The sequence below is a fragment of the Priestia sp. GS2 genome, assembly GCF_036409025.1.
Taxonomy (GTDB): Bacteria; Bacillota; Bacilli; order Bacillales; family Bacillaceae_H; genus Priestia; species Priestia aryabhattai_A.
This window is the reverse complement of sequence record NZ_JAZGJX010000001.1, coordinates 2,010,614-2,025,633: the sequence shown is the minus strand read 5'-3', so window position 1 is coordinate 2,025,633 and position 15,020 is coordinate 2,010,614. Positions and strand designations below refer to the sequence as shown.

Below are 15,020 nucleotides of genomic sequence, written 5' to 3'. Positions count from 1 at the left end.
TTTTTTTATTTTGCAAAAACGTGGTCACCAATTGTAGTAGTAACTTCTTTTTGACGTAGCCATTGGTTATCTGTTTTTGAAGGGTTGAAGAAGAAGAGAGAACCGCTTCCTTGTCCGTGTAATGCTAACGCTTCATTTACTGCTTTTTTCGCTTCAGCATCCGCTGGCTTGTTAATTTCACCATTGCTTACAGGTTCAAACTGGCCTTTTTGGTAAATGACTTCACGAATAGAATTTGGGAATGCATCATCATCGACGCGGTTTAAGATAACAGTCGCAACTGCAACCTTTCCAGGATAAGGCTCTCCTTTTGCTTCTGCATGAATAATACGAGCTAATAGATCTTTGTCTGTACTGCTAATTGAACTTGGGATTTTTAGTGTTTCATTGATTGCAAGTCCGTCAGTTTCTTTATTGTTTTCCTCTTTTAAATCTTTGATAGAGACACCATATTCCATCCCAATTTTATAAAGGGAATCGCCGCTTTCTACGCGATGCGTTGTTTCCGCTGCGCTTGCTGAATGCCCTAATCCGAGCATAGGCACTGTTAAAGCACCAATAATAGCTAATCTTTTCCACATAGTTTTATAACCTCCGATGTGTATTGTTTTAGCGTGCACGTTCTAAAGAGTAACAGCTTACGAGGTGTCTTGTCATTAATGAAAACATACCAGTCTAGGAAGATATTAAATAAATTTAACAATAATCGTAATAAATGCCCATATCTTTAATGGATAGTAAACGTTGCGCTTTAAAAGAGTGAAATAACGAAGAAGAGTACCTATCCGTAAAGATACAATTAGTTCAAATAATTATTCTTATTTCTAAAAAGAGGATTGACTTGAAATTCAAGGTGGCTTATAATGAGCGTGTAACTAGTTAACCGTTTAACTGGAGTGGGTATATGAATGGAAAAATAACGATTCGAGATGTTGCAAAGCACGCAGGAGTTTCTCCCGCAGCTGTATCTTATGTGTTAAATGGTATTAACAAAGTATCAGATGAAACAAAACAGAGAATTTTGAAAGCGGTTAAAGAACTTGAATATGAACCAAATCTAACGGCAGTAAGTTTGTCAAAGCGAAAATCAAACGTCATTGCGGTTATGTTTCCTTTAGTGAATGATTCCCTTGTTACGATGTTTAAAGATAATCACTATCAAAGTGAAATGATTAGTGGAATCGAATACGTACTTCGTAAAAATGGATATGATTTACTCATTTCAGGTGTGCAAAGTCCAAGTGAGTGCATGAAATGGATTCGCAAGCGAAACGTAGATGGCCTAGTATTTTTAGGCGTATTTCCAAATCGTTTATACGAAGAGATGAAAGCGTTATCTAAGCCTATCGTGTTAGTAGATACATACGATAAGTACGAGCGTTATTTCAATCATATTACGATGAACGATGAGGAAGGTGGCTATCAAGCTACGAAACATTTAATTGAGCTAGGTCATAGTGCAATCGGTTTCATTGCTCATCGAATGACAAATAGCCCTATCGACCATAAGCGGTTTATTGGCTACGAAAAAGCGCTCAAAGAGGCGGGGATCAAGCCGTGCAAATCACATATATTCGAAGCGTTAGATAGTTCATTTGAAAATGGATACAGGGTGGGAAAAGAGTTATTATCACGTCCACATTCTATGTCTGCATTCTTTGCTTCATCTGATACGCTAGCATTAGGAATAATGAAAGCGCTACAAGAAGAAGGTAAGCGCATACCAGAAGATTATTCAATTGTAGGATTTGATGATTTAACGTTTAGTAGTTATGCTACACCTAGCTTAACTACGGTACGTCAAGATGTATTTAATAAAGGGTCGGTAGCTGCCACATCAATTATTCAAGCAATTGAAAATGAAACTACCGCACTTCAACATATTCGACTGTCGACTGAGCTCGTTCAGCGGGAGTCCACAGCTAAAAAGAAAAGGTAAGTGGCAGGTTAATCGGTTCACTAAAAACAAATGGTGTTAAAGGGGATATAAAAATGACAAAAGTAACGGTATGGAACGAAAATCGTCACGAGCAAAAAAATCCAGTTGTAAGAGAAGTTTATCCAGAAGGGATTCACGGCGCTATTGCTTCATTTTTACAAGAAGCTGGGTATACAGCAGCTACAGCTACGCTTGATGAGCCTGAGCATGGGTTAACAGATGAAGTTCTTGAAAATACTGATGTGCTTGTTTGGTGGGGGCATTTAGCTCATGAAGAAGTATCGGATGAAGTAGTCCAAAAAGTACAGCAACGCGTGTTGGATGGTATGGGACTAATCGTCTTACATTCGGGACATTTTTCAAAAATCTTTAAAACATTAATGGGAACAAGCTGTGATCTAAAATGGCGTGAAGCAGATGAAAAAGAGCGCTTATGGGTTATCGATCCTTCTCACCCAATTGCAGAAGGGATTTCAGAATTTATTGAACTTGAGCGTGAAGAAATGTATGGAGAGCATTTTGATATTCCCGCTCCAGATGAACTTGTTTTCACAAGTTGGTTTGAAGGTGGAGAAATCTTCCGCAGCGGATGCACGTATAAGCGTGGAAACGGAAAGGTGTTTTACTTCCGACCAGGACATGAAACATATCCAACTTACCACAATAAAGATATCCAACGCGTAATTGTAAACGCTGTAAATTGGGCAAAGCCTGTTGATCGCAAACGTCCAGTATATGGAAACGCTCAACCGCTTGAAAAAATTACGGTAAAAAACTAAGGAACTAAAGGGGAGAAAAATAATGGAGAAATTAAAAGTAGCAGTTATCGGTTGTGGAAGTATTGCTCAGTATCGTCATTTGCCAGAATATAAAATAAACAAACATGTAGAGCTAGTAGCCGTTTGTGATATTAACGAAGAGCGTGCCAATAAAGTAGCAAGTGAATACGGCGTAAAGGCTTATACAAGTTATGAAGAGCTATTAGCAAGCGGAACAGTGGATGCAGTTAGCGTTTGTACACCGAACTACCTGCATGCTCCTATCTCCGTTGTAGCATTAAACAGCGGGGTACATGTTCTATGTGAAAAGCCAATGGCAACGTCAAAAGAATCTGCTGAAGCGATGATAGAAGCAGCTAAAACAAATGACAAAAAGCTAATGATTGCTCATAACCAACGTTTTGTAGCATCTCACCAAAAAGCGCGCCAATTAATTGAAAACGGTGAAGTTGGAAGAATCTATAGCTTCCGTACAGCTTTCGGACACGGCGGTCCAGAAGGGTGGAGCGTAGACGGTAAGGACAGCTGGTTCTTTAGAAAAGAAGAAGCATTTATTGGAGCGATGGGAGATTTAGGTGTTCATAAAACTGACTTGCTTCGCTACATTTTAGGGGAAGAAATTGTTGAAGTTGGTGCATTTGTTGAAACAACTGCAAAAGATTTTGGCGATGTAGATGACAATGCGGTTTGTGTATTAAAAACAGAAAGCGGTATTGTGGGTACGCTAGCAGCAAGTTGGGCGTACACAAGCAAAGAAGATAATTCAACAATCATTTATGGCGAAAAAGCAATTTTACGCCTAGAAGACGATCCAAACCATTCATTAGTAGTTCAATACGCAACTGGAGAAGTTGTGAAGTACGAGTTAGGGAAAATTCAATCAAATGATGATGGTGGTCAGAGCAACTCTCATGTTGTTGAAAAATTTGTGGAAGCAATTATTAATGATACAGAAACACCGGTTTCAGGCGAAGAAGGATTTAAGTCATTAGCTGTTATTTTAGCTGCTCTTGAGTCTAGTGAAACAAAACAAATTAAGCAAGTGTAATGAGGTGATAGCTGTGAAAGTAGGAATTATTGGAGTGGGCGGTATTGCAGTAGGCCGCCACATTCCAGCATTTAAACAGCTACAGGATGAGTGTGAGATTGTGGCCGTGAGTGATATTAATGTCGAGCGCGCAACGGAAGTAGCAAATGAGCATGGTATTCCACATGTATTTATTGACTACAAAGACATGTTTGCAGAAGTCGATGCCGTTTGTATTTGTACACCGAATAAATTCCATGCTGAATATGCAATAGAAGCGTTAAAAGCTGGTATCCACGTGTTATGTGAAAAGCCAATGGCTTTATCGAAAGCAGAATGCGAGCAAATGATTCAAGAAGCAAAGAAAGCAGATAAAGTGCTAGCGATTGCTTATCATTATCGATTCATGAAGGAAGCACAAGCTGCTAAAAAAAGCATGGATGAAGTTGGGAAGCCGCTTGTTGCCCGCGTAAGAGCAATGAGGCGTCGAAAAGTACCAGGATGGGGCGTGTTCACTAATAAAGACTTGCAAGGTGGAGGAAGCTTAATCGACTACGGCTGTCACCTTCTTGACTTAGCTGTATGGCTAATGGGGAATCCAAAACATACAGAAGTAGTGGGATCTACGTATAACGACTTAAGTCGGTCACCCAACCAGCTAAATCAGTGGGGGACGTTTAATCACGAAACGTTTGAAGTGGATGACCACGTTACAGCCTATATCAAGTTTGATAACGGTGCATCGTTGTTACTTGAGACATCTTGGGCAGCTAATATAGCAGACGACGAAGAGCATGTAAGCATTTCTGGTGTTAATGGAGGCATCAATGTGTTTCCGTTTGAATTATATACGTCTAAAAATGGCATGTTGTTAAACAGCCAAGCAGCTTGGATAGATGGGGAAGAAAACTATAGCTTATTGCAAGCGAATAATTTTATTAATGCTTGTAAAGGTAAAGAAGACCTTGTCGTAAAGCCGGAAGAAGCGCTTCAAACATCAGCTATCATTGATGCTATTTATAATAGTAGTAAGAACTAAAAGAGGAGGAGACTAAGTTGAAATTAGGGGTATTTACTGTATTATTTGCGGATAAATCATTTGAAGAAATGCTGGATACTGTTAAAGCTGCTGGGCTTCATGCAGTGGAAATTGGAACAGGGGGCTATCCTGGAAACAATCATTGTCCGTTGGATGAGCTTTTAGAGGATGAAGCTGCACGAAAAGCGTATAAAAATCAAATCACGGATCGTGGATTAACGATTAGTGCATTCAGCTGCCATGGAAACCCAATCTCACCAGAGGTTAATTTTGCAAAAGAATCTCATGAAACGCTATTAAAAACGATTAAACTAGCTTCGTTACTAGATGTCCCAGTTGTGAATTGTTTTTCAGGAACAGCAGGTGATCATGATGGGGCAAAATATCCAAACTGGCCGGTTACACCTTGGCCAAATGAGTATGGTGACGTTTTAAAGTGGCAGTGGGAAGAAAAATTAATTCCTTATTGGAAAGAAGTAGGCGCGTATGCACAAGAGCACAATGTGAAAATTGGTTTGGAGCTTCACGGTGGGTTTTTAGTACATACACCGTATACGTTATTAAAGCTACGTGAAGCAACATGCGACGCAATTGGTGCAAACTTAGACCCAAGTCATTTGTGGTGGCAAGGGATTGATCCTGTTGCAGCCATTAAAATTCTTGCTAAAGAAAATGCGATTCATCACTTCCATGCAAAAGATACGTATTTGGATCAAGAAAACATTAATATGTATGGATTAACAGATATGCAGCCTTATGGTGAAGTTCGCTCTCGCGCATGGACATTCCGCTCAGTAGGGTGTGGACATAGCTTAACAGAATGGTCTGATATGATGAGCGCTTTACGTACGTATGGATATGATTATGTTGTAAGCATAGAGCATGAAGACCCAATTATGTCAATTAACGAAGGGTTTAATCGTGCTGTAACAAACCTTCAAAGTATTTTAATTGAAGAGCAGCCTTCACAAATGTGGTGGGTATAAATAAAACAACGCACTTTAAAGTGCGTTGTTTTATTTGGATACATAAGGATGATCCGTAATCCAAAATCGCCAAGGGTAATCTTTTGCTTCACCAGAATTATCGATGCCAATCCTTGGTCCTGACGAAATAGATGTAGGCGTAAATCCTTTTGAGATGTAAAGAGGTGAACTAGTAATGTCATGTCCATAAGCATTCATTGTAATCGCAAGTGCTTTTGTTAACTTTCCAGGTCCGTTTGTCCAATTTTTGGGCAGAGCATGCTTTCGACGCTCTTGAATAAGATTAATCCCACTAAAAGGTTCGATTGCTCGAATTAACACAGCTTCTGGCTTATCAACTGGGCCGCTGACAATATTAACAAGGCAGTGGGTGTGCATGACATAGGTATATACATTGCCGGGAGCACCGAACATCACTTCCGTCCGCTTTGTTCGCCGGTTATTAAAGCTATGTGCAGCGCGGTCTTCAGGACCCATATAGGCTTCTGTTTCAACGATAAATCCAGAGGTAGTACCCTCAGTTGTTTCGTGAATAAGTAAACAACCGAGCAGGGATTTTGCTAAAGATAGTGTTGGTTGTTTATAAAATGAAACATCTAGAGGCTGAAGTGTTAATGTACCGTCCACAGATAATCCCCTTCCTTTATGCTAAGTTAATCTTCAGGTGTTTCTACCGCAACACGTTTATATCCTAAAAATAACATAAATGATACGATGATTAATACTGTCATGCCGATGAACAAATTCTGAAATGCTGCTTCAATTGGTAAGCTTTTTTGCCAAACGATTGCTACTCCTGTTAAGGCTACGCCCGTAGCTCCACCAACGAACTGAGAAAGTTGTGAGAATCCCATTCCTGTACCAACACTATCTGAAGGTAAAACACGTGAAATTTCGTTCGCTACGCTAGACGTAAGAGACGTGAAGCCAACGCTCATAAACATATAAACAAACAGAATTGCTGTTGGAGACACCGTGCTAAAAAATGTAAATAATATAGCGGCAAGACATAAAAACAGATGGCCAAATCGAATTAATACGTTGTTTCCAAATTGATCAATAATTTTACCAATAAAACGAGAAGCAACTGCTGAAAGAATGGCACCTGGGAAAATTAGCAAGCCGATTTCAGCAGAGCTTTTTTGGAAAACTTGTACCAATAATAACGGCATAATAAAAAGAGTAGCAAAATGAGTCATGTATGCTGCAAACCCAATTCCATTTAATAGTAAATAGCCTTTACTTTGAAAAAGCTTGGGCTCAATAAACGGATGGTTATGCTTGCGGATACGAATGCTTAATAAAATAATAGCTACAATACCGACTGCTAGTAGTACCAACGAATAGGAAGTTAAAAATAGTAAAAAGCCAGTCACGCCTGCTGCTGTTAGGATACCACCTAGAATATCAAAGTAAACTTTCTTTTTATCTTCAGCGGGTAATACTTTATGAAATAGTGGGATGAAAATCAAAACTAATCCTGTAACGATGAATAGAAAGTTCCAGCCCATATACTCGGTCACTGCTCCTCCAATAACAGGTCCAAGACCAAATCCAAGCGACGCAGCAGAAGAAATCATAGACATTGATTTACCACGTCTAGATTTTGGGATATAGCGCGTGATTAAAATCATTGCTAGTCCAGGTACTGCTGCTGCCCCGGCAGCTTGAAGAACGCGAGCGAATAACAACATTGTAAAGTTGTTCGAAACAAAGCCGATAATTGAAGCAATTCCAAGAAGCGTTAAGCCAGTTGTTAGTAGCTGTCTAATCGGAACGAAGTCGGATAGTCGACTATATGTAATTGTCGCAATCGCAAAAACAACAGAATAGCCAGTAATAATCCAAGCAGAGGTTGAAGATGTTAAAGCAAATTCAGTGGATACTTTAGGAAGAGCAACATTAAACATTGTAGTGTTCATTACTACAAGCATAACTGTCAAACTCCAAAAAGGAATAACAACAGATTCTTTAAATGGTTTTGGTTCTAAGATTGAATGCTCTTCATTCTCTTCATTCGTATTAATAGTAGTGGTAGTCATCTTTATCTCCTTACAAAATAGCATATTTAAACAAGGTTTAATGATATGTCATTAATTCTCAAACTTGTCTACAGGTATATAAATATAGAATTTTATGATACGTTTGTCAATCTTTTTCGGGTTACGAAATAAAATCAGGTGCACGCACCTGATTTTATTTCGCTTTTAAAGCTTTTCTTCCTTCTCAAACGTCACTTTATGCTCTTTGGCAAGCTTTTTAATATCACTTGCATATTGACGCATTCCCTTTCTTGCTTCATCTAACATTACATTAGCTTCAACAATTAATTCAGGGTCTTGTTTCTCAAGAGCACTGACAATCTTTGCAAAAGCATTATACTGAGTATTGGCAGCTTTAATGTAATCTTCATGAAGTGCTCGTAGCTCATCTGTTTCTACTTCAATTTTTTCCAGTTCTTCAATAAATTCACGATACTGTGGAATCACGTCATCCACAAGCGTATTGTACATTGTAAAATCATCTGTGTAGTTAGCTCCAGATACGCTGTCATATGCTTCAACCGCCTGTATTTCTATTTTACTGACCTTGGGAATTTCATTGTTTGAGTAGTTTAATAAATCGTCTTGAACGGGGTCGTTTAGGCAGGCTGATAAAAGCAACAGCAGTGGAGTAAACAGCAGCAAAAGTTTTTTCTTCATTTAACTTTCACCTCCATTATTAAGTGTATGAACGTACTGCTTGACACAGTATCAATATTCTTACTGTCTCGTGTAGCGAAAGTAGAAAGAATTTTCATAAGTAATGAGGGATTTTAAAATTTAATTTCAATTTTTATAAAAACTATTGAAATTAAATTTTAAATGAGTTATTGTTTATACTGTAAACGTTAACAGAATGAATCGTTTAGGAGGAGAAGAAATGCTAGAAAATTTAACTACTGAGGCTCGTAATGAAAAAACAATGAATTTAGACGAAATGTCTATTGTAGAGTTTCTAACAACAATGAATAAAGAAGATGAAAAAGTGGCTAAAGCCGTTAATGATGAAATTCCTTCCATTGCAAAAGCTGTAGAAGCAATCATAGAAGTAAAAAAACAAGGTGGTCGTCTTATTTATATAGGTGCGGGAACTAGCGGCCGAATTGGATTATTAGATGCTGTAGAGTGTCCACCTACTTTTGGTACAAATCCTGAAGAAGTGCTAGGCTTAATGGCTGGTGGAGAGAAAGCTTTTATTAAAGCGGTTGAAGGAGCAGAGGATAGCAAAGACTTAGGTAAAGAAGATTTGCAAAACATTGGCCTGACTAACGGAGACATCGTGGTAGGAATTGCTGCAAGTGGTCGAACACCTTATGTTATTGGCGCTTTAGAGTATGCTCGTTCAATTGGAGCTCCAACTGTAGCAGTTAGTTGTAACAAAGGTTCTGACATCGGAAGAATAGCTGATATTAGCATTGAAGTTGTAGCAGGTCCTGAGGTATTAACGGGTTCTACTCGCTTGAAAGCTGGAACTGCACAAAAGCTCATTTGTAATATGTTATCAACAGCTTCTATGGTAGGGGTTGGAAAAGTTTATGGGAACTTAATGGTAGATGTACAATTAACTAATGAAAAGCTTGTGGAGCGTGCAAAACGTATCGTAATGGAGGCGACTTCATGTACGTATGAGACAGCAGAGGAATACTTGGAAAAAACAAATTCTAATTCTAAACTTGCTATTGTTATGATCTTAACAGGACTTTCATATGAAGAATCTCTACAACGTTTAGAAACGACGAAAGGGTTTGTTCGTCAAGCAATTGCTAAATAAGTAGCGAATTTATAAAGGAGATAAGAACAGCTATGAGTAAACATCATCAAATAGCTAAAGAACTACTTCAAGCTCTTGGAGGTAGTTCTAATATAGCTAACTATACACACTGTATGACAAGGCTTCGAGTTACGCCAGTTAATCGTAGTAATATTAATGAAGCTAGTATAAAACAAGTAAAAGGAGTAGTGGGGGTTGTTGATGACGATACGTATCAAATTATCTTAGGGCCAGGAGTGGTTACGAAAGTTGCTGAACAATTTGGTATCGTAATTCAAGAAGATTCCGAAGGTCTTGCATCTCAAGGAAGTTCGACTGAGAACTTAACGTCAAAAGGTGCAGATATGAAATCGGAACTGAAAAAGAAAAATAATACCCCGTTTAAAAATTTTTTAAGAAAAGTTGGAAGCATTTTCATACCTTTAATCCCGGCTTTCGTTGGTGCGGGTTTAATAGCTGGAATTGCATCAATTTTAGCAAATAGTATCACGGCAGGAGACCTTGATCAAGACACATGGCAGCAGTATGTGACGATTTTAAATGTAATAAAAAATGCAATTTTTAGCTATTTAGCTATCTACGTTGGTATCAACGCAGCAAAAGAATTTGGAGCAACGCCGGCTTTAGGAGGAGTTATTGGTGGAATAACTCTCTTAACCGGAGTCACAGAAGAGTTACCTATTATAAATATCTTTACTGATCAGCCGCTATCTGCTGGTCAAGGCGGTGTAATTGGAGTTTTAATTGCGGTATGGTTGCTTTCCTTTTTAGAAAAGTTTTTACGCCGATTTATTCCTGATGCAATAGATATCATTGTCACACCTACGATTGCACTTCTCGTTATTGGGTTGCTAACTATCTTCTTTATTATGCCGTTTGCTGGCTTAATTTCTAGTAACTTAATTGGAGGAATAGATTGGACGCTTGAACGTGGAGGCATCTTTGCAGGCTTTGTATTAGGGGTAGCATTTTTACCATTAGTAATGTTAGGTCTGCATCAAGTATTAATTCCGATTCATATTGAGATGATAAATACAGCTGGCATGACCATCTTACTGCCAATCCTTGCAATGTCTGGTGCTGGACAAGTAGGAGCAGCTTTAGCATTATGGGTTCGTTGTCGTAAAAATGAATCACTTACTACAGTTATTAAAGGCGCTCTTCCTGTTGGTATTTTAGGTATTGGTGAACCACTTATTTATGGAGTTATTCTTCCTTTGGGTCGACCATTTATTACAGCTTGTATTGGTGGAGGAATTGGCGGGGCTGTCATTGGGATGTTCGGTAATGTTGGGTCCATTGCGATTGGTCCCTCAGGTTTAGCTCTAATTCCACTAATTGCAAATAGTTTATGGTTGAAGTATATTATTGGTTTAGCTGCAGGTTATGCTGGAGGGTTCATCTGTACCTATTTATTCGGTGTACCAAAGGATGCTATGTTAGGAGATTCTAACAAAGAAAAACTTGAGAGCAATAATAAAGTTGAAGTTGCTACTGAACTTCATACAAAAGAAAATAAAACGTTAGAAAGCGAGTTCGAACTTCCTTTTGATGGCTATGTTATGCCCCTAGAGGAAGTGCCAGATGCTGTGTTCTCTTCAAAAATGATGGGAGATGGTTTCGCTATTACTCCTACTAATGAGACGCTGACCTCTCCTATTGAAGGAGAAGTAGTAAGTATTTTCCCTACAAAGCATGCCCTAGGCTTAAAAACAGATGAGGGGTTAGAAATACTAATTCACGTTGGAGTCGAAACAGTCGCTCTAAAGGGACAAGGCTTTACCTGCTTAGTAGAAGAGGGACAAAGTGTTAAACGAGGTACGCCTCTTCTTAAGTTAGATTTGGACTATATTAAAGAAAATGCCAAGTCGATTGTAACGCCAATCATTTTCACAAATTTACCTAAAGAGCAAACAGTAAAAATCAATAAGCAGGGCTTTTATAATCAAGGAACCGATAAGGTTTTCACACTATAAGATTATTAAAGTACATCGCTAGTTCATAGGTAACATTTAAAGCTTCTCTGACTTTAATAAGTTATGTCGAGATAATTATTGTGATTTAAGTGCATTTTAAGCAAACAATGAGAAGAAGCTTTACTGTTGCATCAAAACCTACTTATATAGTAGACTTTTACTATAGCTTAATAAAATGGGGAGCTTGCGGATGCAGGCTGAGAGTATGATTAGGAAACCATCATAGACCATTTGAACCTGTTGGATAATGCCAGCGTAGGGAATGTAAGTAGATTGTAAAAAGCACCTTGCGTTCATGCAGGGTGCTTTTTTTATATCGAAAGGTAGGAGGACGGAAAAATGACAAAGCAAAAAGAAATAGGCCATTTATTATCTCAGGTGAGACAAGAGAAGCCTCTAGTACATAATATGACGAACGTTGTTGTAACAAATTTTACAGCGAACGGTTTACTCGCTTTAGGTGCATCGCCCGTAATGGCTTACGCAAAAGAAGAGGTTGCAGATATGGCAAAAATTGCTGGAGCACTCGTACTTAATATGGGAACGTTAACAAGTGCTGAAGTTGAAGCGATGATAATTGCAGGAAAAGCAGCCAATGAGGCAGACGTTCCGGTTATATTTGATCCGGTGGGAGCGGGTGCAACGCCGTTTCGCACAGCTAAAGCAAGAGAATTATTGAATAAAGTAAATATATCAGTGATTCGTGGGAATGCTGCTGAAATTGCTAATGTTGTAGGAGAAAGCTGGGCGATAAAAGGTGTAGATGCAGCATCTGAAGAAGGGGATATCCTTACATTAGCTAAAACGGCTGCAAAGCAGTTGGAAACAATTGTTGTTGTAACGGGTGTACAAGATGTGGTTAGTAATGGAGACTCAGCTTATATTATCACAAATGGGCATTCAATGCTTGCAAACGTAACAGGAACAGGTTGTTTATTAACATCCGTTATTGGTGCTTTTGTTGCAGTTGAAAAGAAAAGAATAGTTGAAGCGGTTATTGAAGCATTATGTGCATATGAAGTTGCAGCTGAACTTGCAGCTGATAAAGCAGCAGGTGAAGGGCCAGGAAGTTTTCAGGCAGCTTTTTTAGATGCCTTATATCATGTTCAGCCAGAGCAAGTAAAACAAGGAGCACGAATTGAACAGCAGTAGAAGGGAGCTAACAAAAGGTGAATATTAAAGATTGTTTAAAGGTTTATTTTATTATGGGGAGTAATAATTGTAAGGAAGATCCTAGAGTTGTATTAAGGGAAGCGATTGCTGGTGGGATTACCATGTTTCAGTTTCGTGAAAAAGGAGACGGAGCTCTGCAAGGGAAAGAAAAGTATCAGCTTGCTTATGATCTTCAGCAAATCTGTAAACAGCATGAGATACCTTTTATTGTAAACGATGATGTTGATTTAGCAATTAAATTAGAGGCTGATGGTATTCATATTGGTCAAGAGGATGAAAAGGCATATATTGTGAAAGAAAAAGCTCCTCATCAACTAATTGGTGTATCAGTTCATTCGATTGAAGAACTACAGCAGGCAATTAAAGATAAAGCGGATTATGTGGGAATGGGGCCTGTCTTTCCAACCACTACAAAAACAGATACAAAAGCTGTTCAAGGCACAAACTTAATTCAGCAAGCTCGTCAAGAGAAGATTGATTTCCCCATTGTAGGAATTGGGGGTATAACAGCCGAAAATGCTCCGAAAGTCATTCAAGCTGGTGCTGACGGAGTATCTATTATTACAGCGATTAGCTTAGCAAGTTCACCTAAGAAAGCGGCAGAACAGTTGCTTCGAGCGATACAATAAAAAAATGCCTCCCACAGGAGGCATTTTCTATCTAGACTATAAGCTTATAGAAATTGGTGTATCTTTTCCTTCATTCATCAATTTGATATGAGCAGGCGTAATTTCAAGTAAAACGTAGTTAGGGTCATCAGGTCCATTAAACCACTTTGACATATGGTCATTCCAAAAGCGGTTCTTTAGCTCTTGACTATCATTAATTTTAGCAATCCCAGATACTTCTACATAATTGTCTCCGTATCCTTCGCCGCTATAGCCAAGCAAAATATGCACGTTGCCGTTTTCCTCAATTTCATCAGCTTTATGCGTAGCTATGCTTGTCGGGGTGTACAAGGTAATGTCACCATCTTTTTTGAAAAACGTCATGTAGCGAGAATTAGGCTTTTGATTCACAACGGTTGCTAATGTGCCCACTCGATTTTCATCTAGTAAGTTCGATAACTTGTCTATCATTTCTTGCTTATTCATTTGAATCAGCTCCTTAAGTTTATCGTCTTACTTAAGGTATACCACCGCTCAAAAAAACCTAAACATTGGAGTAAGAATATTAACCTTTCCACTAGTTGGGCATAATCTAGCCGATTTTAGACAGTTAAACAAGGTTAGAATTGCAATTTAACTATAAGCAATTTGTTTCTTTTTTATCAACGAATAACAAATCGTTATAAGAACAAAATAGTCTGTATATGGATTTAGCAGGGGGAATAGATACATCAAAGGAGAATTAAAAATGATAGCAAGATTATATAACTTAGCACTGTTAGTACTGCCATGGTTAACGCTATTTAAAACAGATAAACAAACCTTCAAAAGATATTTACCGGTTATTACGTTTAGTTCATTAGCCATTTCCTTACTAAGTGAGCTTGCCAAAAGTTTTAAATGGTGGAGAGTACGAAAGCCACTTGTACCTAGACTTTCTAGTGATATTTCATTTGTATTTGGAGGATTTTTCATTGCGAACTTTTGGGTGTTTAGATTAACCTACGGAAAGTTTATTCCTTATATGTTGCTGAATGCTGTATTTGACTACATGTTTGCATACCCACTTACGACACTTGGTGAAAAGCTTCGCGTATATAAAATGGGCACGCTCTCCCGTTTTAATCTTTTTCTAATGTGTATGGGAATGGCAGTAGTCAACTATCTCTATCAAATGTTTATAGATGATGCTTTAGAGCCAAAAAAGAATTCATCTAAAGAATCACTGAACCAGCACAATTGAGTTTAAAAGTATTTTCTTGATTGAGGGAAAATACAGCGGCAGTGAAAATACTTATTTTACGTGTCTAATAAGTTTATATGGCGTCGACAAAAAAGAGTAGAAAACCGTAATGATTTACTACTCTTTTGTTCGTTTTTATGTTTTTAGGCTTTACTACGAATTTTTGAATAGACAATAATATCATTATGTAAACTATAGTGAAGTAAAAAGCCCGCACTGCCGTAACCCGAAGTGTCTTAAATACCCAGATCAACTAGGTGGGTGTTCGCACAATCGGTTTTAGCGTCCCAAAAAGGGCATGCTATCCGCAACTGAATTTTGAACTCCCTTTTAACACTCAAAGGTTTAAGACAACATGAGTATACGCACAGCGCAGGTATGTAGGTATACCTTGGTAAAAGGTATACATGGTGTGTGTTAGGAATTTTACACAATCG

The 15,020-nt window shown here is 38.3% G+C and carries 15 protein-coding genes, 1 other RNA gene and 1 pseudogene; 11 read left to right on the top strand and 6 right to left on the bottom strand.

From position 1 onward, the window contains the following. Positions 1–5: 5 nt before the first annotated feature. Positions 6–581, bottom strand: a complete 576-nt coding sequence (locus V2145_RS10575) for a cell wall hydrolase (protein WP_131886846.1) — start codon at positions 579–581, stop codon at positions 6–8. A gap of 323 nt (positions 582–904) precedes the next feature. On the opposite strand from V2145_RS10575, the gene V2145_RS10570 reads away from it, so the two are divergent. Genes V2145_RS10570 through V2145_RS10550 form a run of 5 tightly spaced genes read left to right on the top strand, consistent with a single transcriptional unit; the run spans position 905 to position 5,770 of the window. Then, entirely contained in the window at positions 905–1,939 is a 1,035-nt protein-coding gene (locus tag V2145_RS10570) for a LacI family DNA-binding transcriptional regulator (protein ID WP_094909855.1), read from the top strand. A 53-nt stretch (positions 1,940–1,992) separates the two neighbouring features. Beyond that, positions 1,993–2,718, top strand: coding sequence for a ThuA domain-containing protein (locus tag V2145_RS10565; RefSeq protein WP_094909856.1), 726 nt, complete (start codon positions 1,993–1,995; stop codon positions 2,716–2,718). 22 nt (positions 2,719–2,740) lie between these two features. After that, positions 2,741–3,766 (top strand): Gfo/Idh/MocA family protein, encoded by a 1,026-nt coding sequence (locus V2145_RS10560; protein WP_131886845.1) that lies wholly within the window; start codon positions 2,741–2,743, stop codon positions 3,764–3,766. 13 nt (positions 3,767–3,779) lie between these two features. Further along, positions 3,780–4,784, top strand: a complete 1,005-nt coding sequence (locus V2145_RS10555) for a Gfo/Idh/MocA family protein (RefSeq protein WP_131886844.1) — start codon at positions 3,780–3,782, stop codon at positions 4,782–4,784. A gap of 17 nt (positions 4,785–4,801) precedes the next feature. Then, on the top strand, positions 4,802–5,770 hold the full coding sequence (locus V2145_RS10550; protein ID WP_210608304.1) for a sugar phosphate isomerase/epimerase family protein: 969 nt from the start codon (positions 4,802–4,804) through the stop codon (positions 5,768–5,770). Between the two features lie 30 nt (positions 5,771–5,800). Here the strand turns inward: V2145_RS10550 and V2145_RS10545 are convergent, their stop codons facing one another. From V2145_RS10545 to V2145_RS10535, 3 genes are all read right to left on the bottom strand, one after another. Beyond that, complete coding sequence (locus tag V2145_RS10545; protein WP_094909860.1) at positions 5,801–6,397, bottom strand: DNA-3-methyladenine glycosylase; 597 nt, start codon at positions 6,395–6,397, stop codon at positions 5,801–5,803. 26 nt (positions 6,398–6,423) lie between these two features. Next, entirely contained in the window at positions 6,424–7,812 is a 1,389-nt protein-coding gene (locus V2145_RS10540) for an MFS transporter (RefSeq protein ID WP_094909861.1), read from the bottom strand. A gap of 165 nt (positions 7,813–7,977) precedes the next feature. Beyond that, on the bottom strand, positions 7,978–8,472 hold the full coding sequence (locus V2145_RS10535) for a hypothetical protein (RefSeq protein WP_131886842.1): 495 nt from the start codon (positions 8,470–8,472) through the stop codon (positions 7,978–7,980). A gap of 220 nt (positions 8,473–8,692) precedes the next feature. Here V2145_RS10535 and murQ point away from each other — a divergent pair, with 220 nt between their 5' ends. The 5 genes and pseudogenes from murQ (at position 8,693) to thiE (ending at position 13,361) form a co-directional block, all read left to right on the top strand. After that, the gene (murQ, locus tag V2145_RS10530) at positions 8,693–9,583 is read left to right on the top strand and encodes an N-acetylmuramic acid 6-phosphate etherase (protein ID WP_131886841.1); all 891 of its coding nucleotides are present in this window, start codon (positions 8,693–8,695) and stop codon (positions 9,581–9,583) included. A 32-nt stretch (positions 9,584–9,615) separates the two neighbouring features. Next, positions 9,616–11,022, top strand: a pseudogene (locus V2145_RS10525) (PTS transporter subunit EIIC); the annotation flags it as partial. Beyond that, positions 11,020–11,559 carry a PTS sugar transporter subunit IIA gene (locus V2145_RS10520; RefSeq protein WP_256993269.1) on the top strand — a complete coding sequence of 180 codons (540 nt, stop codon included), beginning with the start codon at positions 11,020–11,022 and terminating at the stop codon, positions 11,557–11,559. The pseudogene V2145_RS10525 and the gene V2145_RS10520, both read left to right, overlap by 3 nt. A 339-nt stretch (positions 11,560–11,898) precedes the next feature. After that, the gene (gene thiM, locus V2145_RS10515) at positions 11,899–12,711 is read left to right on the top strand and encodes a hydroxyethylthiazole kinase (protein WP_094909865.1); all 813 of its coding nucleotides are present in this window, start codon (positions 11,899–11,901) and stop codon (positions 12,709–12,711) included. A 17-nt stretch (positions 12,712–12,728) separates the two neighbouring features. Further along, complete coding sequence (thiE, locus tag V2145_RS10510) at positions 12,729–13,361, top strand: thiamine phosphate synthase (protein ID WP_256993239.1); 633 nt, start codon at positions 12,729–12,731, stop codon at positions 13,359–13,361. A gap of 36 nt (positions 13,362–13,397) precedes the next feature. Here the strand turns inward: thiE and V2145_RS10505 are convergent, their stop codons facing one another. Continuing rightward, positions 13,398–13,826, bottom strand: a complete 429-nt coding sequence (locus tag V2145_RS10505; protein ID WP_094909866.1) for a pyridoxamine 5'-phosphate oxidase family protein — start codon at positions 13,824–13,826, stop codon at positions 13,398–13,400. A 262-nt stretch (positions 13,827–14,088) separates the two neighbouring features. On the opposite strand from V2145_RS10505, the gene V2145_RS10500 reads away from it, so the two are divergent. Beyond that, positions 14,089–14,583: a hypothetical protein gene (locus V2145_RS10500; RefSeq protein ID WP_094909867.1), complete on the top strand. Its 495-nt coding sequence runs from the start codon at positions 14,089–14,091 to the stop codon at positions 14,581–14,583. A 204-nt stretch (positions 14,584–14,787) separates the two neighbouring features. Here V2145_RS10500 and ssrS read toward each other — a convergent pair. Next, positions 14,788–14,965: non-coding RNA, 6S RNA (gene ssrS / locus V2145_RS10495), on the bottom strand. Positions 14,966–15,020: the final 55 nt, after the last annotated feature.

Excerpts from the sequence above, each read along its gene's own strand:
- V2145_RS10575 (WP_131886846.1), bottom strand. The coding sequence starts at position 581 with ATGTGGAAAAGATTAGCTATTATTGGTGCTTTAACAGTGCCTATGCTC.
- V2145_RS10570 (WP_094909855.1), top strand. The coding sequence starts at position 905 with ATGAATGGAAAAATAACGATTCGAGATGTTGCAAAGCACGCAGGAGTT.
- V2145_RS10565 (WP_094909856.1), top strand. The coding sequence starts at position 1,993 with ATGACAAAAGTAACGGTATGGAACGAAAATCGTCACGAGCAAAAAAAT.
- V2145_RS10560 (WP_131886845.1), top strand. The coding sequence starts at position 2,741 with ATGGAGAAATTAAAAGTAGCAGTTATCGGTTGTGGAAGTATTGCTCAG.
- V2145_RS10540 (WP_094909861.1), bottom strand. The coding sequence starts at position 7,812 with ATGACTACCACTACTATTAATACGAATGAAGAGAATGAAGAGCATTCA.
- V2145_RS10535 (WP_131886842.1), bottom strand. The coding sequence starts at position 8,472 with ATGAAGAAAAAACTTTTGCTGCTGTTTACTCCACTGCTGTTGCTTTTA.
- murQ (WP_131886841.1), top strand. The coding sequence starts at position 8,693 with ATGCTAGAAAATTTAACTACTGAGGCTCGTAATGAAAAAACAATGAAT.
- V2145_RS10520 (WP_256993269.1), top strand. The coding sequence starts at position 11,020 with ATGTTAGGAGATTCTAACAAAGAAAAACTTGAGAGCAATAATAAAGTT.
- thiM (WP_094909865.1), top strand. The coding sequence starts at position 11,899 with ATGACAAAGCAAAAAGAAATAGGCCATTTATTATCTCAGGTGAGACAA.
- V2145_RS10505 (WP_094909866.1), bottom strand. The coding sequence starts at position 13,826 with ATGAATAAGCAAGAAATGATAGACAAGTTATCGAACTTACTAGATGAA.
- V2145_RS10500 (WP_094909867.1), top strand. The coding sequence starts at position 14,089 with ATGATAGCAAGATTATATAACTTAGCACTGTTAGTACTGCCATGGTTA.